The sequence below is a fragment of the Cellulosimicrobium sp. NPDC057862 genome (genome assembly GCF_042797035.1).
Lineage (GTDB): Bacteria > Actinomycetota > Actinomycetes > Actinomycetales > Cellulomonadaceae > Cellulosimicrobium.
This window is the reverse complement of the sequence record NZ_JBHVMH010000022.1, coordinates 1-24,492: the sequence shown is the minus strand read 5'-3', so window position 1 is coordinate 24,492 and position 24,492 is coordinate 1. Positions and strand designations below refer to the sequence as shown.

Annotated in this window: 20 protein-coding genes; 10 read left to right on the top strand and 10 right to left on the bottom strand. The window is 74.3% G+C overall.

The window, feature by feature from the left end:
- Positions 1-2 precede the first annotated feature (2 nt).
- Both ACFVN3_RS18810 and ACFVN3_RS18805 read left to right on the top strand, forming a co-directional pair.
- A complete protein-coding gene (locus tag ACFVN3_RS18810; protein ID WP_154800358.1) occupies positions 3-1,205 on the top strand; it encodes an MFS transporter in 1,203 nt (400 codons plus the stop codon).
- A 58-nt stretch (positions 1,206-1,263) separates the two neighbouring features.
- On the top strand, positions 1,264-2,574 hold the full coding sequence (locus ACFVN3_RS18805) for an MFS transporter (RefSeq protein ID WP_378234506.1): 1,311 nt from the start codon (positions 1,264-1,266) through the stop codon (positions 2,572-2,574).
- Positions 2,575-3,006: 432 nt separating this feature from the next.
- On the opposite strand, the gene ACFVN3_RS18800 is transcribed toward ACFVN3_RS18805, so the two are convergent.
- From ACFVN3_RS18800 to ACFVN3_RS18765, 8 genes are all read right to left on the bottom strand, one after another.
- A complete protein-coding gene (locus ACFVN3_RS18800; protein WP_378234505.1) occupies positions 3,007-4,806 on the bottom strand; it encodes an acetyl/propionyl/methylcrotonyl-CoA carboxylase subunit alpha in 1,800 nt (599 codons plus the stop codon).
- Between the two features lie 196 nt (positions 4,807-5,002).
- Positions 5,003-5,662, bottom strand: coding sequence for a Maf family protein (locus tag ACFVN3_RS18795; RefSeq protein WP_378234503.1), 660 nt, complete (start codon positions 5,660-5,662; stop codon positions 5,003-5,005).
- Between the two features lie 58 nt (positions 5,663-5,720).
- Positions 5,721-6,641 carry an AEC family transporter gene (locus ACFVN3_RS18790; RefSeq protein WP_378234502.1) on the bottom strand — a complete coding sequence of 307 codons (921 nt, stop codon included), beginning with the start codon at positions 6,639-6,641 and terminating at the stop codon, positions 5,721-5,723.
- Between the two features lie 80 nt (positions 6,642-6,721).
- Positions 6,722-8,464 (bottom strand): DUF885 domain-containing protein, encoded by a 1,743-nt coding sequence (locus ACFVN3_RS18785; RefSeq protein WP_378234501.1) that lies wholly within the window; start codon positions 8,462-8,464, stop codon positions 6,722-6,724.
- Between the two features lie 10 nt (positions 8,465-8,474).
- Positions 8,475-9,269, bottom strand: a complete 795-nt coding sequence (locus ACFVN3_RS18780; RefSeq protein ID WP_378234499.1) for a hypothetical protein — start codon at positions 9,267-9,269, stop codon at positions 8,475-8,477.
- Positions 9,266-9,526 carry an acyl-CoA carboxylase epsilon subunit gene (locus ACFVN3_RS18775; protein ID WP_378234498.1) on the bottom strand — a complete coding sequence of 87 codons (261 nt, stop codon included), beginning with the start codon at positions 9,524-9,526 and terminating at the stop codon, positions 9,266-9,268. Before ACFVN3_RS18775 ends, ACFVN3_RS18780 begins: the two co-directional genes overlap by 4 nt.
- Complete coding sequence (locus ACFVN3_RS18770; RefSeq protein ID WP_378234495.1) at positions 9,523-10,041, bottom strand: hypothetical protein; 519 nt, start codon at positions 10,039-10,041, stop codon at positions 9,523-9,525. Before ACFVN3_RS18770 ends, ACFVN3_RS18775 begins: the two co-directional genes overlap by 4 nt.
- A 49-nt stretch (positions 10,042-10,090) precedes the next feature.
- Positions 10,091-11,734 (bottom strand): acyl-CoA carboxylase subunit beta, encoded by a 1,644-nt coding sequence (locus tag ACFVN3_RS18765; RefSeq protein WP_378234494.1) that lies wholly within the window; start codon positions 11,732-11,734, stop codon positions 10,091-10,093.
- Between the two features lie 177 nt (positions 11,735-11,911).
- Here ACFVN3_RS18765 and ACFVN3_RS18760 point away from each other — a divergent pair, with 177 nt between their 5' ends.
- Positions 11,912-12,826, top strand: coding sequence for a biotin--[acetyl-CoA-carboxylase] ligase (locus ACFVN3_RS18760; protein ID WP_378234493.1), 915 nt, complete (start codon positions 11,912-11,914; stop codon positions 12,824-12,826).
- Between the two features lie 35 nt (positions 12,827-12,861).
- Positions 12,862-13,950 carry an adenylate/guanylate cyclase domain-containing protein gene (locus ACFVN3_RS18755; RefSeq protein ID WP_378234492.1) on the top strand — a complete coding sequence of 363 codons (1,089 nt, stop codon included), beginning with the start codon at positions 12,862-12,864 and terminating at the stop codon, positions 13,948-13,950.
- Between the two features lie 24 nt (positions 13,951-13,974).
- On the opposite strand, the gene ACFVN3_RS18750 is transcribed toward ACFVN3_RS18755, so the two are convergent.
- Positions 13,975-14,736: an SOS response-associated peptidase gene (locus tag ACFVN3_RS18750; protein ID WP_378234490.1), complete on the bottom strand. Its 762-nt coding sequence runs from the start codon at positions 14,734-14,736 to the stop codon at positions 13,975-13,977.
- 103 nt (positions 14,737-14,839) lie between these two features.
- Here ACFVN3_RS18750 and ACFVN3_RS18745 point away from each other — a divergent pair, with 103 nt between their 5' ends.
- From ACFVN3_RS18745 to ACFVN3_RS18735, 3 genes are all read left to right on the top strand, one after another.
- On the top strand, positions 14,840-16,075 hold the full coding sequence (locus ACFVN3_RS18745) for a multidrug effflux MFS transporter (protein WP_047234053.1): 1,236 nt from the start codon (positions 14,840-14,842) through the stop codon (positions 16,073-16,075).
- An 85-nt stretch (positions 16,076-16,160) separates the two neighbouring features.
- The gene (locus tag ACFVN3_RS18740; protein WP_378234489.1) at positions 16,161-18,425 is read left to right on the top strand and encodes an esterase-like activity of phytase family protein; all 2,265 of its coding nucleotides are present in this window, start codon (positions 16,161-16,163) and stop codon (positions 18,423-18,425) included.
- Positions 18,426-18,516: 91 nt separating this feature from the next.
- Complete coding sequence (locus ACFVN3_RS18735; RefSeq protein ID WP_378234488.1) at positions 18,517-19,881, top strand: LCP family protein; 1,365 nt, start codon at positions 18,517-18,519, stop codon at positions 19,879-19,881.
- 57 nt (positions 19,882-19,938) lie between these two features.
- Here ACFVN3_RS18735 and ACFVN3_RS18730 read toward each other — a convergent pair whose 3' ends face one another.
- Positions 19,939-21,165: a pyridoxal phosphate-dependent aminotransferase gene (locus ACFVN3_RS18730; protein WP_378234486.1), complete on the bottom strand. Its 1,227-nt coding sequence runs from the start codon at positions 21,163-21,165 to the stop codon at positions 19,939-19,941.
- Between the two features lie 199 nt (positions 21,166-21,364).
- On the opposite strand from ACFVN3_RS18730, the gene ACFVN3_RS18725 reads away from it, so the two are divergent.
- From ACFVN3_RS18725 to ACFVN3_RS18715, 3 genes are read left to right on the top strand one after another with little or no spacing between them, the layout of a single operon-like run.
- A complete protein-coding gene (locus tag ACFVN3_RS18725; RefSeq protein WP_378234530.1) occupies positions 21,365-22,642 on the top strand; it encodes a CpaF family protein in 1,278 nt (425 codons plus the stop codon).
- Position 22,643: 1 nt separating this feature from the next.
- Positions 22,644-23,504 carry a type II secretion system F family protein gene (locus ACFVN3_RS18720; RefSeq protein WP_378234485.1) on the top strand — a complete coding sequence of 287 codons (861 nt, stop codon included), beginning with the start codon at positions 22,644-22,646 and terminating at the stop codon, positions 23,502-23,504.
- Positions 23,501-24,445 carry a type II secretion system F family protein gene (locus ACFVN3_RS18715; RefSeq protein WP_378234484.1) on the top strand — a complete coding sequence of 315 codons (945 nt, stop codon included), beginning with the start codon at positions 23,501-23,503 and terminating at the stop codon, positions 24,443-24,445. Before ACFVN3_RS18720 ends, ACFVN3_RS18715 begins: the two co-directional genes overlap by 4 nt.
- Positions 24,446-24,492: the final 47 nt, after the last annotated feature.

Sequence of the window (24,492 nt, the reverse complement as noted above, 5' to 3'; positions counted from 1 at the left end):
GCATGGGTACCGGCTTCCGCTGGCTGCTGTCGTCGTCGTGGACCAGCAACGTCGGCGACGGCATCGCCCTGGCGGCAGGTCCCCTGCTCGTCGCGTCCCAGACCGACTCCGCGTTCCTCGTCGCGCTCGCGGCGCTCCTGCAGCAGCTGCCCTGGCTCCTGTTCGGCCTCTGGGCCGGGGCGCTGGCCGACCGCCTCGACCGGCGCGTCGTCGTCATGGTCGCGAACGCGCTGCGGGCACTCGTCGTCGTCGCCCTGTGCGTCGTGATCGCGACCGGGCACGTGAGCATCGGCGTCGTGCTCGCCGTGACGTTCCTCTACGGGGTCGCCGAGGTGTTCGCCGACTCCGCGTCCCAGACGCTGCTCCCGATGCTCGTCGAGCCACGCGACCTCGGCACCGGCAACGCGCGGCTGCAGGCCGGGTTCCTCACTGCGAACCAGCTCCTCGGGCCGCCCGTCGGCGCGTTCCTGTTCGCGCTCGGGGCGGTCTGGCCGTTCGTCGTCCAGGTCGTGTGCGTCGCCCTCGCCGTCGTGCTCGTGGGCCGCATCGCGACGCAGCCCGGCGGGGTGCGCGAGACGCAGACGCACGTGCGCCAGGACATCGCCGAGGGTGTGCGGTGGATCCTCGGGAACGCGCCGGTCCGCACGCTCGCGCTCGTCATCCTGGCCTTCAACGTCACCTGGGCGGCGCCGTGGGGCGTCCTCGTGAAGTACGCGCTGGACCACCTCGACATGGGCGAGGTCGGGTTCGGCCTCCTCACGACGGCGTCGGCCGTCGGGGGAGTGATCGGCATCGCGTCGTTCGGGTGGCTCGAGCGCCACCTGCGGCTGTCGACCATCATGCGCGTGTGCCTCTCGCTCGAGGTCGTCATGCACCTCGCGCTCGCGCTCACCACGACCGGCTGGGTCGCGCTCGCGATCATGGTCGTGTTCGGGGCGTACGCGTTCGTCTGGGGCACCGTGTCCAACACGATCCGCCAGCGCGCCGTGCCCACGGAGTTCCAGGGTCGCGTCGGCTCGGTGTACCTGGTCTGCGTGTTCGGCGGCAGCGTCGTCGGGCAGGCGCTGGGCGGCGTCCTCGCCCAGGCGTGGGGGATCACCGCCCCGTTCTGGTTCGCGTTCGTCGGCGCGGGCATCACGCTCGCCCTCGTGTGGCGCCGGCTCGGGAACATCGCCCACGCCGGCGAGGTGCCCGTGGCCGACTGACCGTCCGCCGTCGGCGAATTCCGTGGACCGTGTGGGTGGCGGCCGTCAGGATGTGCGGGTGAGCCATACGCCGTACGAGAACACCGACGCCCCCACCGCCGACGTCTCCGACGGCGCGGAGCCCGACGCTCCCGTCGACGACACGCTCGCCAAGCCCCGGTGGCGGCGGGACACCGCGATCTTCCTCTCCGGGCAGACGGTCTCCCTCTTCGGCTCGATGCTCGTGCAGTACGCCGTCATGTGGCACCTGACGATCGAGACGAAGTCCGGGGCGGTGCTCGCGCTGAGCACGCTCTTCGGGTTCCTGCCGCAGGCGGTCGTCTCGATCTTCGGCGGCGTGTGGGCGGACCGGGTGAACCGCAAGGCGCTCGTCATCGCCGCGGACGGCACGATCGCCGTGACGACCCTCGCGCTCGCGCTGCTCATGCTCGGCGGCGCCGACGACCTCTGGCTCATCTACGGGGCGCTCGCGATCCGCTCCACGGGCGCCGGGATCCAGACCCCCGCCGTCGCGGCCCTCCTCCCGCAGATCGTCCCGACCAGCAAGCTGCTCCGCGTCAACGGGATCAACCAGTCGATCCAGTCCGCGATGATGCTCCTCGCGCCGGCGGTCGCCGCGGCCGTGTACGCCAGCACGTCCATCGTGTCCGTGTTCTTCATCGACGTCGTCACCGCCGTGATCGGGATCGGGCTGCTCCTGCTCGTCCCCGTCCCGACGCTCGCGCACGCCGCCGCGGGAGAGCGGGCCGGGTACTTCGACGACCTCGTCGAGGGCTTCCGCTACCTCGGTTCCCACCCGTTCGTGCGCTGGGTCCTCGGCCTCTACGCCGTCGTCTTCCTGCTCATCGTCGCGCCGTCGTACCTCACCCCGCTCATGGTCGCGCGGACCTTCGGCGAGGAGGTCTGGAAGCTCACCGTGAACGAGGTCGCCTTCTCCGTCGGCATGCTGCTCGGCGGCGTGCTCCTCGCGACCTGGGGCGGGCTCAAGAACCGCATCGCCATGATCGTCGGCTCGACGTTCGTGTTCGGCGTCCTGTCCGTCGCGATGGGCCTCTCCACGAACATGTGGGTGTTCTTCGCCTTCATGTTCCTGCTCGGCCTGTCCGTCCCGCCGTTCTCGACGACCTCCATGACCGTCCTCCAGGAGACCGTCGAGCCCGAGCGTCAGGGCCGCGTCTTCGGCTTCGTCGGCATCGTCATGGCCGTCTCGATGCCGCTCGGCATGGTGGTGTTCGGCCCCCTGGCGGACCGCTTCACCGTCGAGTCGCTCCTCGTCGTCTCCGGGATCCTCATGTTCCTCGTCATCACCGTCGCCGTCGCCCTCCCCTCGGGCCGCCGCGCCATGCGCTCGGCCGCCCAGCACGGCTAGCGCTCGTCTCGTCCGTCCCGCGGTGGGGTCTCGCACCCGTCTGGTCGGGTTCGCCGCGGCGTCGGGGTCGAGGGCCCGCGTGGTCGGGTCCGCGGTGGGGCCGGACCGTGTGCTCGGACTGGTGCGCCGTCACGTCGGTCCGTCGGGTGGCAGTTCTCGGAGCGCGCCTCTGACGTGCTTCGCCCATGGTCCGATCCCACCGCTCGTCCTGCCCGGCACGCACGACCTGCGGCCGGGGTCCGGCAGATTCGGTGCACCGAGATGCGAGAAGTGGCCCCTCCGGGCTGCGCCCGCGGGGCCACGTCTCGCATCTCGTCATCGCGCGCGCTGACAACCGGCCACCCGACCCGACCACGCGGGTCGTGAGAACTGGCCCGGCCCGGCGCCCCGACCACGCGGGTCGTGCACCGGGCTCGACGGTGGCGCGGCGGGTCAGTCGACGATCTCGCAGATGGCCGTGCCGGAGCTGACGCTCGCACCCGCGGTGGCGGAGAGCGAGCGGACGGTGCCGGCGCGGTGGGCGAGGAGGGGCTGCTCCATCTTCATGGCCTCGAGCACGACCACGAGGTCGCCCTCGGCGACCTGGGTGCCGTCGGCGACGGCGACCTTGACGATCGTGCCCTGCATGGGGGAGGCGAGGGTCGTGCCGGACGCGCCACCGTTCGCCTTGGCAGCGCTGCGGCGCGCGGGTCGCCGGGCGGCGTTGGCGGTGCGGGCACGGCCCGCGGCCATGCCGAGGCCTGCCGGGAGGACGACCTCCAGGCGCTTGCCGCCGACCTCGACGACGACGCGCTCGGTCGCGAGCGGCTCGTCGTCCTCGTCGGCGGAGGCGGCCGGGGCGGGCGCGAGCGCGGCGAGCTGGTCGGCGAACTCGGTCTCGATCCAGCGGGTGTGCACCCGGAACGGCTCGTCGTCCGTGGGGACGAACGCCTCGGCGTCGAGCACGGCGCGGTGGAACGGGACGACCGTCGGGATGCCCTCGACCTCGAGCTCGCGCAGCGCGCGGCGGGCCCGCTGGACGGCCTGCTCGCGCGTGGCGCCGGTGACGATGACCTTGGCGATCATGGAGTCGAACGCGCCGGAGATCGTGTCGCCCTCGGCAACGCCGGAGTCGACGCGCACGCCGGGGCCGGACGGGTAGCGCAGGCGCGTGATGCGGCCGGGGGCGGGCAGGAAGTTCGCGGCGGGGTCCTCGCCGTTGATGCGGAACTCGATCGAGTGGCCGCGCACCTGCGTCGACGTGTAGCCGAGCGGCTCGCCCGCGGCGATGCGTAGCTGCTCGCGGACGAGGTCGATGCCGGTGACCTCCTCGGACACGGGGTGCTCGACCTGGAGGCGCGTGTTGACCTCGAGGAAGGAGATGGTGCCGTCGGCGCCGACGAGGAACTCGCACGTGCCCGCGCCGACGTAGCCCGCCTCGCGCAGGATCGCCTCGGACGCCTTGTAGAGCTCGGCCTCCTGGGCGGGGCTGAGGTAGGGCGCGGGGGCCTCCTCGACGAGCTTCTGGTGGCGGCGCTGGAGGGAGCAGTCGCGCGTGGACACGACGACGACGGTCCCGTGCTCGTCCGCGAGGCACTGGGTCTCCACGTGGCGGGGCGTGTCGAGGTAGCGCTCGACGAAGCACTCTCCGCGCCCGAACGCGGCGGTGGCCTCGCGGACCGCGGACTCGAAGAGCTCGTCGATCTCGTCGGCCGTGCGCGCGACCTTGAGGCCGCGCCCGCCGCCGCCGAACGCCGCCTTGATCGCGACGGGCAGGCCGTGCTCGGCGGCGAAGGCGTGCACCTCGCTCGCGTCGGCGACCGGGTCGGGCGTGCCGGGCACGAGCGGGGCGCCGGCGCGCTGCGCGATGTGGCGCGCGCTCACCTTGTCGCCGAGGGCGTCGATCGCGGCGGGCGGGGGGCCGATCCAGACGAGGCCGGCGTCGAGCACGGCCTGGGCGAACTCCGCATTCTCGGCGAGGAAGCCGTACCCGGGGTGCACCGCGTCCGCGCCGGAGCGGCGCGCGACGTCGAGCAGCTTCGCGATGTCGAGGTACGTCTCGGCCGCCCGGGCACCACCGAGCGCGAACGCCTCGTCGGCGAGGTGCACGTGCGGCGCCTGCCGGTCGGGGTCGGCGTAGACCGCGACGGACGCGATGCCGGCGTCGGCGCAGGCACGGACGATCCGGACGGCGATCTCGCCACGGTTGGCGACGAGGACCTTGCTCAGGGGGCGGGTGGGGTTCGCGGGCACGGCTCACGGTAACGCGTGCGCGCCGCGCCGATCACGCTCCCGGGCCGGGTACCGGACAAGATTGGAGAAGATGCCAAGGCGCATGCGGGGCGGTTGGAGGAAACCTCCATAGCGGCACGCTCCTGGGCCTCGCCCGGCCCGTGGGGTTGTCCGGCACCCACAACGAGCGCAGACGACGGACGACGGCCGCGTCGGGTCAGGCGCGCAGCTCGTGCCAGGCGACCCCGGCCTCGCGGAGCAGCGAGCGCAGCAGCGGGAGGCTGATCCCGACGACGCCGTGGTGGTCGCCCTCGATGCGCTCGACGTAGGGCCCGCCGAGTCCGTCGACCGTGAACGCCCCCGCGACGTGCAGCGGCTCGCCCGTCGCGACGTACGCGTCGATCTCGTCGTCGGTGAGGTCGGCGAAGTGCACGGTCGTCGAGCTCGTGGCCCCCGTGGCGGTGCCCGTCCCGCCGTCCGTCTCCGGTCGCAGGTCGACGAGCCAGTGGCCGGTGTGCAGCACGCCGGCCCGGCCGCGCATCGCGCGCCAGCGCGCGCGGGCGTCGTCGGCGTCGGCGGGCTTGCCGAGCACCTCGCCGTCGAACTCGAGCATCGAGTCGCAGCCGACGAGCAGCGTGGGGTCGTCGATCGGGGCGCCGGTCCCGTCCTCGGCGAGGGCGCGCACGATCTCCTCGGCCTTCGCGCGGGCGAGGACGAGCACCGCGTCCACCGGGTCGAGACCGCCGCGCTCCGCGGCGGCCGCCCGCAGGACCGCGTCCTCGTCGACCCCGGAGACGCGGACGAGGGGTTCGACGCCGGCCGCGCGCAGCGTCGCGAGGCGGGCGGGGGAGCGGGAGGCGAGCACGAGTCGGAGCACCCGCGCAGACTACCCGCCGAGGCCCGACGCACCGGAGCGCCGGGACGCGACGCGTCCGCTACGCGACGAGGAGCGCGGCGACGACGAGGACGACCGGCGAGCCGAGCGTGGTGACGAGGATCGTGTCGCGCGCGAGGATCTCGCCCCTGCCGAACCGCGCCGCGTAGTTGTAGACGTTCTGGGCGGTGGGCAGCGCGGCGAGCGTGACGGCGGAGGCGACCGCAGCCTCGTCGAGCCCGAGGACGAGCCGGGCCACGACGAATGCGGCGACCGGCATGACGAGGAGCTTCGCGACGCTCGCGACGCCGACGGCCGCGCGCGGCTCGCCGCGGCGCAGCGGCCTCGTGCCGTGCAGCGACATGCCGAACGCGAGCAGGATCATGGGGATCGCCGCGCCGCCGAGGATCTCGAGCGGCGCCATGACGGCCACGGGCGGCGTCCAGCCGGCCAGCGAGACGGCGGCCCCCGCGAACGACCCGAGGATGATCGGGTTGCGCACGGGCTGGGCGAGCACGAAGCGCCAGGACAGCCGCCCGCTCGTCGTCGCGTCGAGGACGAGCAGGGTCACGGGCGCGAGCACGAGGAGCTGGAGGAGGATCACCGGCACGACCGCGGTCGCGTCGCCGAGCACGTACACCGCGACGGGCAAGCCGATGTTGTTCGCGTTCACGTAGCCGGAGCCGACGGCCCCGATCGTCGCCTCGGGGGCGGGGAGCCGGAGCCACAGCCGGTCGACGAGCACGAACACGCCCGCGGTGACGACGGCCGCCGTCGCCGCGACCGCGAGGGGCGCCTGGACGAGCGCGCCGACGTCGGCCCGCGCGAGGACGGTGAACAGCAGCGCGGGGCTCGCGACGAAGAACCCGATGCGGTTGAGCGCCGTCCGGGCGTCGGGGCCCCCGATGCCGAGACGCGCGGTGACGTACCCGGCCGCGACGACCACGGCGATGATGGCGAAACCGGTGAGGACGGCGCCCATGCGTCAGGTCCTCGAGGCGGGACCGACGCCGGTCGGCCCGGGCCGGCGCGAGGCCGACCCGGGCCGTGCCGACGACCGGGTCACGAGGAGAGCGCGTCGCGCAGCACGTCCAGGCCCACCGAGCCGAGGTTCAGCGCGCGCGCGTGGAACGCCTTCGCGTCGAACGCCTCGCCGCGTGCCGAGGCGGCCGCGCGGGCCTCGTCGCGCGTGGCCTCCCACAGGCGCTGCCCGACCTTGTACGACGGCGCCTGCCCCGGCCAGCCGAGGTAGCGGTCGAGCTCGAACCGCACGAACGAGTCGGGCATGTTGACGTTCGCGCGCAGGAACGTGAGCGCCTTGTCCGCGTCCCAGGTCCCGCCGCCCCACTGTTCCGGCGCGGGCAGGCCGAGGTGCACGCCGATGTCGAGCACGACGCGCGCCGCGCGCATGCGCTGCGCGTCGAGCATGCCGAGGCGGTCGCCGTCGTCGTCGAGGAACCCGAGGTCCGCCATGAGGCGCTCCGCGTACAGCGCCCAGCCCTCGCCGTGGCCCGAGACCCAGCACGCCAGGCGGCGCCACGTGTTGAGCGTCGCGCGCGCGTACACGGCCTGGCCGCACTGGAGGTGGTGGCCCGGGACGCCCTCGTGGTAGACCGTCGTCTTCTCGCGCCACGTGTTGAACTCCGTGACGTCCGACGGCACGGACCACCACATGCGGCCCGGCCGGGAGAAGTCGTCGCTCGGGGGCGTGTAGTAGATCCCGCCCGTCTGCGTCGGCGCGATCATGCACTCGAGGTCGAGCACCGGCGTCGGGATGTCGAAGTGGACGCCGTTCAGCGCGCCGATCGCGGCGTCCGACGTCTCCTGCATCCACGACTTCAGGGCGTCCGTGCCGTGCAGGGTGCGCGCCGGGTCGGCGTCGAGTGCGGCCACGGCGTCCTCGACGCTCGCGCCGGGACCCGCGATGCGGCCCGCGATCTCCTCCTGCTCGGCGACGACGCGCGCGAGCTCCTCGAGCCCCCACGCGTAGGTCTCGTCCAGGTCGACCTGCGCGCCGAGGAACGTGCGCGAGAAGAGCCCGTAGCGCTCGCGGCCCACGGCGTCCTGCTCGCGGGCCTGCGGGGCGAGCGTCGTCTCGAGGAAGTCCGCGAGGCGGCCGTAGGCCTCGCGCGCCGCGGCGGCGCCGTGCTCGAGCTCCTTGCGCACGAGCGAGCACGCCGAGGAGTCGTCGAGGACGGCGTTCGCCTCGGGGCCGGCGACGAACGTCGTGAAGAACGAGCCCTTCGCGTCCGCGAGCTCGCGCGACTGCTGCACGCCGATCCGCACCTGGCGGATCGCGGCGACGTTGCCGCGGGAGGCCGCCTCCGTGAGCGACGCCATGTACCCGTCGATCGCGGTGGGGAGGGCGTTGAGGCGCGAGGCGATGTTCTCCCACGCCTCGACCGTGCCGGTCGGCATGATGTCGAAGACGTCGCGCAGCTCCTGCACCGGCGACGCGATGTTGTTGAGGCTCGCGAGCGGCTCGCCCGCCTCGTGCAGCTCGAGCTGGAGGCCGACGCGCTCGCGCATCGCCGCGAGGGTGACCCGGTCGACGTCGTCGGCCGGCTCCAGGCCCTCGAGCTCGCGCAGCACCGCGCGGTCGGCGTCGGCCCGCGCGTCGTGCCCGGCGGGCGAGAGGTCGGAGACGAGGTGGTCGTAGCCGGACAGCCCCATCGCGGTCGCGGAGATCGGGTCGAGCTCGGCGATCCGCGTGACGTAGGCCTCGGCGACGGCGTCGATCGGCGTGGGTGTGCGGTCGGGGGTCCCGGCGGATGCGCCGGCGGGTGTGGTGGTGGTGTCGCTCACCCGGTCGAGACTACTCGGCGCCCGGTCGCGGGTCTGCCGGATTCCCCGGGGTCTCGCCGCGGTCGCCCCCGGTCGGATCCGTGGCCGGGCCCTCGGAAGAAGCGTCGTCGGACAGGGCCCGCAGCGCCGCCGCGAGGTCGTCCGCCCAGGCGCGGTGGTAGCGCACGAGGAGCACGCCCGTCGCGTCCGCGTCGTCCGCGGCGTGCCAGACGGCGACCGGGTCGCCCGGCCGCGGACCTGCCGCGCCGTCGGGCACGACGACGCGCGCCGGGCGTGCGGTCCTCGCGCCGGACGCGGTGGTCACGACCAGCGTCGCCCGCACGACCGAGGGACCCGCCGTCGTGGCGCTCGTCGCCGAGCCCCGCGCGCCGTCCGCAGCGGTGTCCTCGCCGGTGCCCGTGGTCGAGCCCACGACACCGACACCGGGGAGCACGAGCGTCCCGGTCGCCCGGACCGGCGCGGCGAGCAGCGCGTCGCGGCCGCGGGCGAGCCCCGCCACCACCCGGTCGTCCTGGTAGCGCACGAGCGCGAGCAGGGCCGTGACGAGGAGCCCCAGCGTCGCGACCACCACGACGGCGTCCGGCACGGGCCAGCCGCGGCCCGACGCGAGGCGCTGGTAGACGAGCAGCGCGACGGTCGGCACGAACGCCACGGCCCAGGCCCAGCGGCGCCAGCCCGGCACGGGCTCCACCGCCGGCAGACCGGTCGGGTCCGCCTCGACCGCGTCGGCGGAGGCGGGGAGCTCGACGAGCACGCCCCGCTCGGGCAGGCGGCGCACGCGGGGCGACGCGCTCGGCGCGGTCACGACCGCTGGCTCCAGCGCCACGAGTCGGCGTTGTGCCGGCCGGAGCGCCCGCCGAAGTTCTTCGCGGTCGCGCCGTCCCCGGTCCCGCGCAGCCCGCGCGCGCGGTTGGTCCACTCGTCGACGGGCGCGACGTCGTCGGGCAGGCCGCTCGCGGCGGCGGCCGCGGCGAGGCCGGCGACGAGCGCGGCGACCTCGAGCTCGTCCGGCGCGCCCCGCACGACGCGGACGCTCGGGGCGTCGGGCCGCGGCGTGCTCACTCGTCGTCCTCGTCGTGCTCGTGGTCGTCGTCCGCCCCGCGTCCCACGCCCCACTCGGGGACGGCGTAGCCCGCCTCGACGAGCCGCTCGCGTGCCTCGTGCCCCCACCGGTCCAGGAGCCCGACGACGTCGTCGAGGTCCGGCCCGCCGGGGTGAGTCATGACGACGTAGTCGAGGGTGAACGTGTCGTCCTGCACGTCGGCAGGCGAGGCGTCGTCGTCGACCTCCTCGTCGGCGCCCGGGTCCCACACCGACGTCGTGAGGTCGGCGTGGATGCCGAGCGCGCCGTGCAGCTCGTCGAACAGCCGCGCGTTGAGCGCGCCGATGCGGCCCTCGAGCGCGAGGACGCGCGGGTCCTCGTCCGCCTCGGACGCCCCGAACTCGGCCCGCACGCCGACGGCCGTCTCGACGTACTCGTGCAGCGCCGCCGTGAGCGCGTCGACCGCGGCGTGCAGCGGCGCCGGGTCCACGGACCCGAGCGGCACGGGTCCGTGCGTGGCGTCGTCGTGGCTCATGCGTGGTCCTTCCTCGCGAGGTTCTTCGGGCGCTGGTGCTCGCCCGCGGTCACAGCGGGATGTTCCCGTGCTTCTTGGGCGGCAGGGTCGCGCGCTTGGTGCGCAGCGCCCGCAGCGCGCGCACGACCTGTACGCGCGTCTCCGACGGACGGATGACCGCGTCGACGTACCCGCGCTCGGCGGCGTCCCACGGGTTGACGATCGCGTCCTCGTACTCGGCGACGAGCCGGGCGCGCTCCGCCTCGACGTCGTCGCCGGCGTCCGCCGCGCGCTTGAGCGCCGCGCGCTGGAGGATGTTCACCGCGCCGCCCGCGCCCATGACGGCGACCTGCGCCGTCGGCCACGCGAGGTTGACGTCGGCGCCGAGCTGCTTGGAGCCCATGACGATGTAGGCGCCGCCGTACGCCTTGCGCGTGATGACGGTGACGAGCGGGACCGTGGCCTCGGCGTAGGCGTAGATGAGCTTGGCGCCGCGGCGGATGATGCCCTGGTGCTCCTGGTCGACGCCCGGGAGGAAGCCCGGGACGTCGACGAGCGTGAGCACGGGGATGTTGAACGCGTCGCACGTGCGCACGAACCGCGCCGCCTTCTCCGCGGCGTCGATGTCGAGCGTGCCCGCCATCGCGAGCGGCTGGTTCGCGACGACGCCGACCGACTGGCCCTCGACGTGCCCGAACCCGACGAGCACGTTCTTCGCGAACAGCGGCTGCACCTCGAGGAACGCGCCCTCGTCGAGCACGTGCTCGATCACCGTGCGCATGTCGTACGGCTGCGAGTCCGAGTCGGGCACGAGCGCGTCGAGCTCGAGGTCCACCTCCGTGACGTCGAGCTCGACGTCGTCGGGCGGGAACGACGGCGCGTCCGAGAGGTTGTTCTGCGGCAGGTAGGACACGAGGTGGCGCACGTAGTCGATCGCGTCGTCCTCGTCCGCGCCGAGGTAGTGCGCGACGCCGGACTTCTCGTTGTGCGTCAGGCCGCCGCCGAGCTCCTCGAAGCCCACGTCCTCGCCCGTCACGGCGCGGATCACGTCCGGCCCGGTGATGAACATGTTGGACGTCTTGTCCGCCATGACGATGAAGTCCGTCAGGGCGGGGGAGTACACCGCGCCGCCCGCGCTCGGGCCGAGGATGAGCGAGATCTGCGGGATCACGCCGGACGACGCGACGTTGCGGCGGAAGATCTCCGCGAACTGCGTGAGCGCCGCGACGCCCTCCTGGATGCGCGCGCCGCCGCCGTCGGAGATGCCGATCAGCGGGACGCCCGTGCGCAGCGCGAGGTCCTGCACCTTGGTGATCTTCTGGCCGTGCACCTCGCCGAGGCTCCCGCCGAACACGGTGAAGTCCTGCGAGTACACGCACACCTGGCGGCCGTCGATCGTGCCGTGCCCGACGACGACGCCGTCGCCCGCCAGGCGCTTCTTCTCCAGGCCGAAGTTGTGCGAGCGGTGCTTGGCGAACGCGTCGAGCTCGACGAAGCTGCCCTCGTCGAGCAGCGCCTCGATGCGCTCGCGCGCCGTCTTCTTGCCGCGCGCGTGCTGCTTGGTCCGCGCCGCGTCCTCGGGCAGCTCGGTCGCCTCGGCGCGGCGACGGTCGAGGTCGGCGAGCTTGGCCGCGGTGCCCACGAGGTGGGGCGCGTCGGGCGATGTCGGGGGTGCCTCGGGCGTCGCGGGCGAGGTGGTCGCAGAGTCCGTCACGGACCCGAGCCTAGTTGGCGGGTGGCGCCAACTCGATGCGGGCGACGCCAGCACGGCCGGGGCGGGTCTTGGTGGGTGTCGACAAACCCGCCGCGGGCGCCAGGGCCGTGCCGCCGGGTGCCCGGACCGCCGGGCCGCCCTCGTGCCGGACCGTCCGCGTGCGGGAGGATGGCGGGCATGGCGAGCGCGCGCGAGGACGAGACCAGGCCCGACGGCGACGGGCGTCCCCCGCTCCGGACGGAGTTCCTGCGGGAGCTGCTCGTGACGCCTGCGGGGCCGCTCGCCCGGCTCGAGGTCGTCCCCGAGTCGGCCTCGACGAACGCCGAGCTCGCCCGTGCGGTCGCCGCCGACCCGGGCGCCTGGCCCGCGCCGGCGCTCCTCGTCGCCGAGCACCAGCCCGGAGGGCGCGGCCGGCTGGGCCGCTCGTGGACGACCCCGCCGCGCGCCGCGCTCCTCGGCTCGCTCCTCCTGCGCCCCGAGGTGCCGCGCGAGGCCCTGAGCTGGCTCCCGCTCCTCGCCGGGCTCGCGACGGCCCGCGCGCTGCGCGCGACCGCCGGGGTCGACGCCGTCGTCAAGTGGCCGAACGACGTCCTCGTGCCGGACCCGGGCGCCGCGCCGGGGTCGCCGGACGTCGCGACGCCGCGAGCCGGTGACCAGGCGCCGCTGCGCAAGGTCGCCGGCATCCTCGCGGAGGTGCTTCCCGACGGCGGCGTCGTCGTCGGCGTCGGGCTCAACGTCTCGCAGGAGCGCGACGAGCTGCCCGTCCCCACGGCCACCTCGCTCGCCCTGGCGGGCGCCGCGACGACCGACCGGGAGGTCGTGCTCGTCGCCCTCCACGAGGCGTTCGGCGAGGTCCTGGCGCGCTGGCAGGACGCCGGGGGCGACGCCCACGCGGCCGGGCTCGACGCCGACTGCGCCGAGGTCAGCGCCACGCTCGGGACGCGCGTGCGCGTCGAGCGCGTCGGGGGCGGCGACGTCGTCGGGCTCGCGACCGGGCTCGCTCCCGACGGCGGCCTGGTGGTGCGCGAGGACGACGGGACGACGAGCGTCCACCACAGCGGCGACGTCCACCACCTGCGCCGGCACGACTGATCTCGCCCGCCGCGGCCGAGGAATAGGATCGCCGGGTGCCCGTGGACCCTGAGCAGAACGAGCCCGTCACCGCCATCCCGTCCCCGGACGGCGGGGAGGGCGGCGAGCCGGCCCCGGACGCCGAGGCGACGGAGGCGGTGCTCGACGAGGCGCTGCTGGGCGGCCCCCGCACCCTCACCATCGAGCGGCTCGCCGAGCGCGCCGGCGTCGGCGAGGACCTGGTCCGCGCCTACTGGCAGGCGCTGGGCCTCCCCGTCACCGAGGGCGAGGAGCACGCGTTCACCGAGAAGGACGCGCAGGCGCTCGCGGACGTGTTCGCCTTCGCCGAGACGGAGCGGCTCGACGAGCGCGCCCTGACGACCCTCATCCGGTCCACCGGGCACACGACCGAGCGGCTCGTGCTCTGGCAGGTCGAGGCGCTCGTCGAGCACCTGACGCGCCGGTTCGACCTCGACGACACGAGCGCGCGCCTGCTCGTCCTCGACCGGCTGCCCGAGCTCGCACCCGTCCTCGAGGAGCAGCTCCTGCACGCCTGGCGCCGCCAGCTCGCGGCGGTCGCCGGGAGGTTCGCGGTCGAGTTCTCGGACGCGCGCGCCACCGCGGTCGACGAGCACGAGCTGCCGCTCCCGCGCGCGGTCGGGTTCGCGGACATCGTCTCCTTCACGCAGCGCACGCGCGGGCTGGGGTCGAGCGAGCTCGCGGAGTTCGTCCAGCTCTTCGAGACGAGCGCGCGCGACGTCATCACCGCCGCGGGCGGGCGTGTCGTCAAGACGATCGGCGACGCGGTGCTCTACGTCGCCGACGACGTCGCGACCGGGGCACGCGTCGCGCTCGGCCTGGCCGAGGCCGGCGGGCGGGAGGAGGACGTCGACGTCCCGCCCGTCCGCGTCAGCCTCGTGTGGGGCCGGGTCCTCTCGCGGTTCGGCGACGTGTTCGGGCCGAGCGTCAACCTCGCCGCCCGCCTCGTCGACATCGCCGAGCCGACGACGGTCCTCGTCGACCGCGAGACCGCGGGCCTGCTCGCGGGCGACCAGCGCTTCGCGCTCACGGCGCAGCCCGAGACCGAGGTGCAGGGGCTCGGCACGATCGAGCCCGTGCGCCTCCAGTGGGCCTACCGCGGCTGACGCCCTGCCGACCTCGCGGCCCGCTCAGACGGCCTCGAGCAGGCCCGGACCGTCGTTCGTCACGGAGTTGACCAGGGTCGAGATCTCGCGCGCGACCATCGGGACGTCGTCGTGCGGACCGCCGAGCCCGAGCAGGTCGGCCGCCCCGCGAGCGTCGACCGCCGGGTCGAGCCACGCGTCCCACGCGTCGGCGGGCAGGGCGAGCGGCATGCGGTCGTGGATCTCGGCGAGGTACGGCGCCGCGTCCGTCGTGATGATCGTCGTCGAGACGAGCCAGCGGTCGGGGTCGTCGTCCGCCTTGGTCCGGTCGCGCCAGAACTCGTAGAGCCCGGCGAACGCGGCGCTCTCGCCGTCGCCGGGCGCGATCCAGTACGGCTGCTTGGGCACCTTGCCCCGGCGCACGGGCGCGGACCCGGCCGGGGACGCGCCGTCGGGCAGGACGCGCCACTCGTAGTACCCGTCCGCGGGCACGAGGCACCGGCGGACGCCGAACGGCTTGGCGAACGCCGGCTTGTCGAGGATCGACTCCGCGCGCGCGTTGATCATGCGCGCGCCGCCCTTGGGGTCCTTGGACCACGACGGCACGAGGCCCCAGCGCGCGAGGCGCAACGAGCGCCGGACCTCGCCCGTGTCCTTGGCCGCGCGCTCCACGACGATCCGTACCGGGTCGGTCGGCGCGAGGTTCCACGACGGCGGCAGGAGCCGCGCGTCGTCGGCCACGTCCGCGATCGCGAACTCGTCCGCGAGGTCCTGCGCGTCCCGGAAGGAGGCATAGCGTCCGCACATGCCTCCAGCCTGCCGCACGCCACCCACGCACGGGCCGTGAGGGAGAGCAGGCTCACGCCCGAAGCGCCGTGTCCCGCACGATCGAATCGATACGATGGACGCCATGCCCTCTTCCTCGGTCGACCCCGCCGTGCCCCGACCGAGATCGTCCGCACGCTGGGTGCTGCTCCTCGGCGCGCTCGCCACGCTCCCCGCGCTCACGGTCGACATGTACCTCCCGCTGCTGCCCGAGGTCGGCGCCGACCTCGGAGCCCCGGACTCCCTCGCGCAGCTGACGCTCTCCGCCATGCTCGTCGGCGGGGCGGTCGGGCAGCTCGTCATCGGTCCCCTCTCCGACCGGTACGGCCGCCGCCTGCCCGTCCTCGTCGGCCTGTCGCTGCACGTCGTGACCTCGATCCTGTGCGCGATGGCCCCCAACATCGGGATCCTCATCGGGCTGCGCGTGCTCCAGGGCTTCTTCAACGCGTCCGCGTCCGTCGTCGCGATCGCCGCCATCCGCGACCGCTTCACCGGCTCCGACGCCGCGCGCATCCTCTCGCGGCTCATGCTCGTCATCGGGCTCGCGCCCCTCCTCGCGCCGTCGCTCGGGTCGTTCATCGGCGCGCACGCGTCGTGGCACGCGGTGTTCTGGGTCCTCGCGGCCGCCGGGCTGGCGCTCGCCGCCGTCGTCCTGCTCTGGATGCCGGAGTCGCTCCCGGTCGAGCGGCGGCGCCCCGCCGGGGCGCGCACCGTCCTGCGTGGTTACGCGAGCCTCCTGCGCGACCGCCACTTCGTCGCGCTCGCCGTCCTGCCCGGGCTCGGCCAGGCCGTGCTCATGAGCTACGTCGTCGGCTCGCCGTTCGTGCTCCAGGAGGGGTACGGGCTCAGCCACGGCCAGTTCGCGCTGCTGTTCGCGGTCAACGGCGTCGGCCTCGTGCTCTCCGCGCAGGCGAACGCCGCGCTCGTGCGTCGCGTGGCGCCCATGCGCCTGCTGCGCGTCGCGCTCGTCGTGCAGGGAGTGTTCACCGTGGGGTTGCTCGTGGTCGCCCTGACCGGCGCGGGCGGCATCGTCGGCATCGTCGCGGCCCTGTTCCTCGTCCTGTCGATGCAGGGCATGATCCCCGCGAACGCGTCGGCGCTCGCGCTCACCCGGCACGGCGAGATCGCGGGCACGGCGGCCGCCGTCATCGGTGCCTTCCAGTCCGGCGTCGCCGGGCTCGTGAGCCCGCTCGTCGGCGTGCTCGGGGGCGACGCCGTGGCGATGGCCACCGTCATGCTCGGCGCCGTCGTCGCGTCGCTCCTCGTGCTCGCCCTCGCGACGCCCGCGTTCCGCCGCGGCGGCTGGCACACGCCGGTCTGACGGTCACCGGCGCGCCACGCGCTCGTCGACCACCCGTCGCTCGTCCGCAACCCCCGCGTCGCCGGGCGGCGCTTGGCTGGCTCCCATGAGACCCACAGCCGTGCTCAAGGTCGCCGCCGCGCTCACCGCCGCCGTCGCCGTCGCGCTGACGCCCTCGGCGACAGCGCTCGCCGCCGCACCGGGCGCCCTCGCCGCCCGCCCGGGCGAGGGGGCCGGACCCGGCCGCGCGACGGCCGTCGTCCCCACGCTCGTCGCCCGCGCGACGCTGTCCGCCGACCACCTGGAGGACGGGCCGCCGTCCGGTGCGCTCGCGACCCCCGCCAACGGCCGCCAGGGGCCCTTCGACGGGCAGGTGATCCCGGGCTTCTCGGCCATGATCGACAACGGCGACGGGACCTTCTGGGCCCAGCCGGACAACGGGTTCGGCGCGAAGGGCAACTCGGCCGACTTCCTCCTGCGCCTCTACCGCGTCACGCCCCACTGGCAGTCGGCGCGCGGTGGTGCGGGCGAGATCGAGGTGGGCGAGCACCTCTCGCTGCGCGACCCGGGCCACCACGTCGACTTCCCGATCGTCCACGAGGACACCGACGAGCGGCTCCTCACGGGCGCCGACTTCGACATCGAGTCCGTCGTGCGGGCGCAGGACGGCACCTTCTGGATCGGGGAGGAGTTCGGGCCCTTCCTGCTGCACGTCGACGCGACGGGCGCGCTCCTCGCCCCGCCCGTGCCGTTCCCCGACGGCAAGTCGCCCGCCAACCCGTACCTCGCGCCCGGGGAGACGCCGCTCGTCGGGTCGAGCCGCGGGTTCGAGGCGCTCGCGGGCTCGCGCGACGGCCGCTACCTGTACCCCGTGCTCGAGGGCGCGCTCGTCGGCGACGACCCGCGCGACCGGGTCGTGCGCCAGTTCGACACGCGCGCGGGCCGGTACACCGACCGCACCTGGACCTACCGCGTGGACACCGACGCCAACGTCGTGGGCGACGCGTTCCTGGTCCGTGGCGACGAGCTCCTGCTCGTCGAGCGCGACGACTTCGACGGCGAGCAGTCCGTGACCAAGCGCGTCTACCGCGTCGATCTCGGCGAGGCCGACAGGTCCGGCCGGCTCGAGAAGGAGCTCGTGCTCGACGCGCTGCAGATCGCGAACCCGCACGGCCTCGGCGCGGGCGACGGCTACGGCACCGGCGACCCGTTCTCGCTCCCGGTGCAGTCGTTCGAGACCGTCGTCCAGCTCCGCGACGGCCGCCTGCTGCTCGCGAACGACAACAACTACCCGGGGAACGACGCGCGCGTGCCCGGCACCCCGGACGACACCGAGATGGTCCTCGTCGACCTGCGGCGCGAGCGCGTCGCGACCGACGACGTGACCGTCGTCGGGCACCGCGGCGCGAGCGGGTACCGGCCCGAGCACACGCTCGCCGCGTACGAGCAGGCGATCCTCCAGTGCGCCGACGTCATCGAGCCCGACGTCGTCACCACGAAGGACGGCGTGCTCGTCGCCCGGCACGAGAACGAGATCGGGGGCACGACGAACGTCGCGCAGCACCCCGAGTTCGCCGACCGCCGCACGACGAAGACGATCGACGGCACCGCCGTCACCGGGTGGTTCACGGAGGACTTCACGCTCGCCGAGCTGCGCACCCTGCGCGCGAAGGAGCGGATCCCTGCCGTCCGCCCGCAGAACACGGCGTTCGACGGCCTCTACCCGGTCCCGACCCTCGCCGAGGTCCTCGACCTCGCCCGGCACTCCGAGACGTGCGACGGGAAGCAGGTCGGGGTGTACCCCGAGACCAAGCACCCGACCTACTTCGACTCGGTCGGGCTGTCGCTCGAGGAACCGCTCGTCTCCGCGCTGCGCGACGCCGGGCTCGACTCACGCACGGCGCCCGTCATCGTGCAGTCGTTCGAGACGGGCAACCTGCGCGAGCTCGACCGCCTGACGAAGGTCGACCTCGCGCAGCTCGTCAGCAGCTCCGGAGCCCCCTACGACCTCGTCGCCGCGGGCGACCCGCGCACCTACGCCGACCTGGTCACGCGCACCGGCCTGCGCGAGATCGCACGGTACGCCGACGGCGTCGGGCTCGAGAAGAACGTCATGATCCCGCGGCGTGCCGACGGGACGCTCGGCGCACCGACGTCGGTCATCCGCGACGCGCACCGCGCGGGGCTGGAGGTCCACGGATGGACCTTCCGGGCGGAGAACCAGTTCCTGCCCGCGGAGCACCGCTCGAGCGCCGACCCGACCGCCCACGGGGACCTCGCCGGCGAGGTCCAGGTCTTCCTCGACGCGGGCATGGACGGGTTCTTCACCGACCAGCCCGACCTCGGGGTCGCTGCCGTGCACGACCGCTGACACCCCCGCAGGTCCGTCCTTCGCCGCCCTTTCACACGTCCTCCTGCTGGTTCGGCGCACGCATCCACGCCGCACCCTTTACCCTCAGACCGTGCCAACGACCGCCCCCGCCTCGTCGTCCCCGCGCTCGCGGCCCCGCGCGCCGCAGACGACGCACTCCCGGAAGGGCGGGGAGGACAAGCCCTCCGGCGGCCCGCACCACGCGCGCGCCCTGCGCTCGCACCGCGTCGCGCGGGCCGTCGGGCTCGTCCTCACCGGGGCGCTCGTGTTCGTCGCTGTGGGTGCCGGAGCCGTGTACCTCGACCTCAAGTCGAAGATCACCGTGAGCGACGTGTCGGGCCTCGTCGTCGGAGGACCGACGGTCGAGCCGCCCAAGGACCCGTCCGACCCGTTCGCCGGCAAGTCGCTCAACATCCTCGTCATGGGCACGGACTACCGCGACGCGGAGAACGCCGCGATCGCGGGCGAGGAGGAGGGCATGCGGTCGGACACGACGTTCATCGTGCACGTGTCCGGCGACCGCACGCGCATGGAGGTCGTCTCCATCCCGCGCGACTCGCTCGTCGACCTCCCGGCGTGCAACCTCCCCGACGGGTCGATGTCGTCCCCGCGGCGCAACACGATGTTCAACGAGGCCTTCCAGATCGGGTCGGGCGGGGTCGACGACATGACGTATGCCGCCGCGTGCACGATCACCGCGGTGCAGGACCTGACCGGCGTGCCGATCACCAACCACGTCGTCGTCAAGATGACCGGGGTCATCGGCGTCGTCGACGCGATCAACGGTGTGACGATGTGCTTCCCGGAGCCCGTCAAGGAGAGCCCGCGGTACGGCACCCTGGACCTTCCCGCCGGAGAGCACACGCTCAACGGCCACGAGGCGATCAGCTTCCTGCGCGCCCGGCACGGCACGGGCATGGGGCTCGAGATGGGGTCCGACCTCACGCGCATCGCGCGCCAGCAGGCGTTCATCGACTCGGCCGTGCGCGAGCTGCTGTCCCAGAACATCATCACCAACTCGCCCCAGCTCTACGGGGTCATCGAGGCCGTGCTCGGCTCGATCAGCGCGGACCCCACCATCGCGGACCCGACGGCGCTCGCGGGCCTCGCGTTCAGCCTGCGGGCCATCAAGCCCTCCGAGGTCGTCTTCACCCAGGTGCCCGTCGTCGAGGCGGCGAGCGACCGCAACCGCGTCGAGTGGACGTCGGAGGCCGACGCGATCTGGCAGCGGCTCATCGACGACACGCCCGCGCCCGGCCACGAGCCCGTCGACCCGCGCGACGACGCGACGGCGCCCGCGGGCGGCACGACCGACCCGGCGACGGGGACCGACCCCGGCACGACCGACCCGGGGGCGGGCACGACCGATCCTGGGACGACCGATCCAGGGACGACGGACCCGGGCACGACGCCCGAGACCCCGGTCGAGGAGCTGCAGCCCGGCGTCTGCGGCTGAGCCGGCCGGCCCGCCCGAGCGTGTCGAGCGCGCTTCCGCGGGTGCTCTGAGACCCGGTCAGGCGCGGGGCGCCTCGCTGAGACGGGAGAGTCGTCCCACCGCCTCGCGCAGCACGTCGTCACGCTTGACGAAGGTGAACCGCACGCGCGAGGCGAGCGCACGGGCCGTCGTCGACCCCGGCGCGCAGAACGCGCTCACGGGGACGGCGACGACGCCCGCGAGGGCGGGCAGCTCGCGGCACAGGGCGGTGCCGTCCTCGAAGCCGAGCGGCGCGCCGTCGGCGATGACGAAGTACGTGCCCTGCGGCACGACGACGTCGAACCCGGCCCGGACCAGGCCCTCGCACAGCAGGTCCCGACGCGCGGCGAGCGAGTCCGCCAGTGCGCGCGGGGTCTCGTCGTCGGACAGCGCGTCGGCGATCGCGGGCTGGAACGGCGCGCCCGACGTGTAGGTGAGGAACTGCTTGACCGTCCGGACGGCCGTGACGAGCGGCTCCGGCCCGTGCAGCCAGCCGACCTTCCAGCCGGTGAAGGAGAACGTCTTGCCGGCCGAGGAGATCGTGATCGTGCGCTGCCGCATCCCGGGCAGGGTCGCGATCGGCACGTGCCGGGCGTCGTCGAACGTCAGGTGCTCGTAGACCTCGTCCGTGACGACGACCGCGTCGTGGCGGCGCGCGACGGCCGCGATCGCGTCGAGCTCGTCGAGGTCGAGCACCGTGCCCGTCGGGTTGTGGGGCGAGTTCACCAGGATGAGGCGCGTGCGGTCGGTGACGGCCGCGCGCAGGGCGTCGAGGTCGAGGCGGAAGCGCTCCGGGCCGGGCACGAGGGGGACGGTGACGTGGTTTGCCCCCGCGAGCGCGATGCACGCGGCGTGGGAGTCGTAGAACGGCTCGAGCGTCACGACGTCGTCCCCCGGGCCGGCCAGCGCGAGGATCGTCGCGGCGAGGGCCTCCGTCGCGCCCGTGGTCACCAGGACCTCGGACTCCGGGTCGGGGTCCAGCCCGTAGTGCCGGTACTGGTGGCTCGCGATCGCGTTGCGCAGCTCGAGGATGCCCGGACCCGGCGGGTACTGGTTGTGGCCCTCCTCGATCGCGCGGACCGCCGCGTGCTTGACCGTCGCCGGGCCGTCGACGTCCGGGAAGCCCTGCCCCAGGTTGATGGCCCCCGTGCGGTGCGCGAGGGCGGTCATCTCGGCGAAGACCGTCGCCGCCACCGCGCCGTCCGCCCCGAGGAGGCCGGTAGCGCGGGCGGCGGCCTGCCAGCGGCCGGGCGGGAGGTCGGTCATGACCCGACCCTAGCCGTGCGCGCGCCCACGATGTGGGACGCCGCGAGCGGGTTCCCGGTGGGTGCGTGCCGTGATCCCGAGGCTCCCGCCGCCGGTGTCCACAGGGCACTGCCGCGAGACGCGCGGATGCCCTACTCTCTCGGTCAGGTCTTTCGGTCCGGCGGGGCAGCCGGCCAGCAGAGCAGGGGGAATGCTCGACATGTCTACGGACACGCACGCCGTCGGCGTGCTCGAGGGCGAGGTGCGCGAGCTCGTCCGGCGGCGCGGGGTGGACCCCGTGCGGGACCGGGCGGCGGTTGACGAGCTCGTCCGCGAGGCGGTCGCCGACTACGAGACGCGCAGCGCGCTCGGCGCCGTCGTGCCGCTCGCTGACCCGACGGCGGCGGGCCGCGCGGTGGTCGACTCCGTGGCCGGCCTCGGACCGCTCCAGCCCTACCTCGACGACCCGGAGATCGAGGAGATCTGGATCAACGCGCCCTCGCAGGTGTTCGTCGCGCGGGGTGGTCGGTCCGAGCTCACGACGACGATCCTCACCGCCGAGCAGGTGCGCGACCTCGTCGAGCAGATGCTGCGCTCGTCCGGTCGTCGGCTGGACCTGTCCAGCCCGTTCGTCGACGCCTCGCTGCCCGGCGGCGAGCGGCTCCACGTGGTCATCCCGGACGTCACGCGCACCGCCTGGGCGGTCAACATCCGCAAGCACGTGGTCCGCGCGTCGCACCTCGACGACCTCGTGCGCCTCGGGTCGCTCACCCCGCAGGCGGCGGCGTTCCTCGACGCCTCGGTCCGCGCCGGGCTGAACATCCTCGTCGCGGGCGCCACCCAGGCGGGCAAGACGACGATGCTCAACGCCCTCGCGGGCTCGGTGCCGCCCACGCAGCGCGTCGTCACGTGCGAGGAGGTGTTCGAGCTCCGGTTCGCCGTGCGAGACGTCGTGTCCATGCAGTGTCGTCAGCCGAGCCTGGAGGGGACCGGCGAGATCCCCCTGCGACGCCTCGTCAAGGAGGCGCTGCGGATGCGCCCGGACCGGATCGTCATCGGTGAGGTCCGCGAGGCGGAGAGCTTCGACCTCCTCGTCGCGTTGAACGCCGGAGTTCCCGGGATGTGCACCGTGCACGCGAACTCGGCCCGCGAGGCGATCACCAAGATGTGCACGCTGCCGCTGCTGGCGGGCGAGAACGTCTCCGACCGCTTCGTGGTGCCGACCGTCGCGTCCGCGATCGACCTCGTCGTCCACCTCGGCGTCGACGTCGACGGGCGGAGGGTGGTGCGCGAGGTTCTGGGGGTCACGGGGCGGGTCGAGCAGGGCGTGGTGGAGGCCGCGGAGATCTTCGTCCGCACCGGGGACCGCCTGGTGCGGGCCGACGGGTTCCCGCCCGGCGCGGACCGGTTCGCGCGTGCCGGGATCGACCTGGCGGCCGTGCTGCACACCGAGCGGGCGCCCGTCGCGGACGCCTCGACGTGGTCGGGGGCGAGCTGACGTGGGCGTGGTCGTGGGGTTCCTGCTCGGAGCGGGCCTGTTCTGCGTCTGGTGGTCGTTCTGGATGCCGGGTCCGCCCCGGGAGCGCCGTACGGACGGCTGGGCGGCGCGCACCCAGGACCTCCTCGTACAGGCGGGCGCGCCCTCCGTGACGCCCGGCGCTCTGGTGACGACGAGTGCGGGCGTGGGGCTCGTGGTCCTCCTCGTCGCGACGGTCCTCGCGGGGTCGGTGACGATCGCCGCGTGCTTCGGGGCGATCGCCGCGTCGCTGCCGGTGCTCCTCGTGCGCTCCCGCGCCCGACGCCGGAGGGCGCGGCTGCGCGACGTGTGGCCCGAGGTGCTGGACCACCTCGCCTCCGGCGTCCGCGCTGGCCTGTCGCTGCCCGAGGCCGTCGGACAGCTGGGCGAGCGTGGTCCGGCGGAGCTGCGGGAACCGTTCGCCCGGTTCGCGGTGGACTACCGCGCTTCGGGGCGCTTCGGGGACTGTCTGGACCGGCTCAAGGATCGCCTCGCGGACCCGGTGGCCGATCGCATCGTGGAGTCGCTGCGGCTGACGCGCGACGTGGGCGGGACGGACCTGGGGCGGCTCCTGCGCACTCTCTCGGCGTTCCTGCGGGAGGACGCGCGGACCCGCGGCGAGCTCGAGGCGCGCCAGTCCTGGACGGTGAACGGCGCGCGGCTCGCCGTCGCGGGCCCCTGGGTGGTGCTCGGGTTCCTGGCGTCACGGCCCGAGACGGCGGCGGCCTACAACTCGCTGACGGGGGCGCTCGTCCTCGGCGTCGGAGCCGCCTGCTCGGCCGCGGCGTACCAGCTCATGCTGCGGATCGGGCGCCTGCCCGAGGAGGAGAGGGTGCTGCGATGAGCGTGCTCGACGTATCACTGACGGGTGCCGCGATCGGGGCGCTCGGCGGGGTGGGGGTGCTGCTCGTTGCGGCCGGCGTCCGCGGTCGTGCGATCCGGCTCGACGAGCGCCTCGCGCCCTACCTGCGGACCCACGACAAGACGTCGGTGCTCCTTCGCGACCAGCCGACCTGGACGCCGTTCCCGACGGTCGAGCGCCTGGTCGCGCCGGTGCTCGCCGACGCCGGCCGGGGCCTCGAGCGGCTCGGCTCCACGTCCTCCGACGTCCGCCGCCGGATCGAGCGCGCGGGTCGTCGTCAGAGCGTCGAGCAGTTCCGTGCACGCCAGGTCGTGTGGGGCGTCGTCGGGCTCGCGCTGGGCACGTTGTTCGCGATCGTCCTCGCCACGACGCGAGGCTCGTCCGTCGTGCTCCTCGTGCTCCTCGCGCTGCTGTGCGGGGTGGGAGGAGTCCTCGCCTGCGACCACGCCCTGACCCGTGCGGTGCGACGCCGCGAGCAGCGCATGCTCGCGGAGTTCCCGACCGTCGCCGAGCTTCTCGCCCTTGCGGTGAACGCCGGCGAGGGTCCGGTCGCGGCGCTCGAGCGGGTCGCGACGGCGGCCCGCGGGGAGCTCTCGAGCGAGCTGCGCGCGACCCTGGCGTCGGTGCGCTCCGGCACACCCCTCGCGCGGGCGCTCGAGCAGCTCGCCGACCGGACGGCCCTGCCGAGCCTCACCCGCTTCGCGGAGGGAGTCGCCGTCGCGGTGGAGCGCGGGACCCCGCTCGCCGACGTCCTGCGCGCCCAGGCGCAGGACGTGCGCGAGTCCGGGCGTCGCGCACTCATGGAGGCGGGCGGCAAGAAGGAGGTGGCGATGATGATCCCGGTCGTCTTCCTCATCCTCCCCGTGACCGTGGTCTTGACGACCGTTCGCAAAGATCATCCTGTCGTGGCGGGGTGGGTCTGAGCAAGAGGCCCTGAGGGCTCATCTCCCGCGGATCGGGCTCTCGAGCC

Coding starts and splice junctions, on each gene's coding strand:
- ACFVN3_RS18810 (WP_154800358.1), top strand. CDS start 3: ATGGGTACCGGCTTCCGCTGGCTGCTGTCGTCGTCGTGGACCAGCAAC.
- ACFVN3_RS18790 (WP_378234502.1), bottom strand. CDS start 6,641: ATGGGCGCCGTCCTCACCGGTTTCGCCATCATCGCCGTGGTCGTCGCG.
- ACFVN3_RS18770 (WP_378234495.1), bottom strand. CDS start 10,041: ATGAGCCACGACGACGCCACGCACGGACCCGTGCCGCTCGGGTCCGTG.
- ACFVN3_RS18760 (WP_378234493.1), top strand. CDS start 11,912: ATGGCGAGCGCGCGCGAGGACGAGACCAGGCCCGACGGCGACGGGCGT.
- ACFVN3_RS18750 (WP_378234490.1), bottom strand. CDS start 14,736: ATGTGCGGACGCTATGCCTCCTTCCGGGACGCGCAGGACCTCGCGGAC.
- ACFVN3_RS18745 (WP_047234053.1), top strand. CDS start 14,840: ATGCCCTCTTCCTCGGTCGACCCCGCCGTGCCCCGACCGAGATCGTCC.
- ACFVN3_RS18740 (WP_378234489.1), top strand. CDS start 16,161: ATGAGACCCACAGCCGTGCTCAAGGTCGCCGCCGCGCTCACCGCCGCC.
- ACFVN3_RS18730 (WP_378234486.1), bottom strand. CDS start 21,165: ATGACCGACCTCCCGCCCGGCCGCTGGCAGGCCGCCGCCCGCGCTACC.
- ACFVN3_RS18725 (WP_378234530.1), top strand. CDS start 21,365: ATGTCTACGGACACGCACGCCGTCGGCGTGCTCGAGGGCGAGGTGCGC.
- ACFVN3_RS18715 (WP_378234484.1), top strand. CDS start 23,501: ATGAGCGTGCTCGACGTATCACTGACGGGTGCCGCGATCGGGGCGCTC.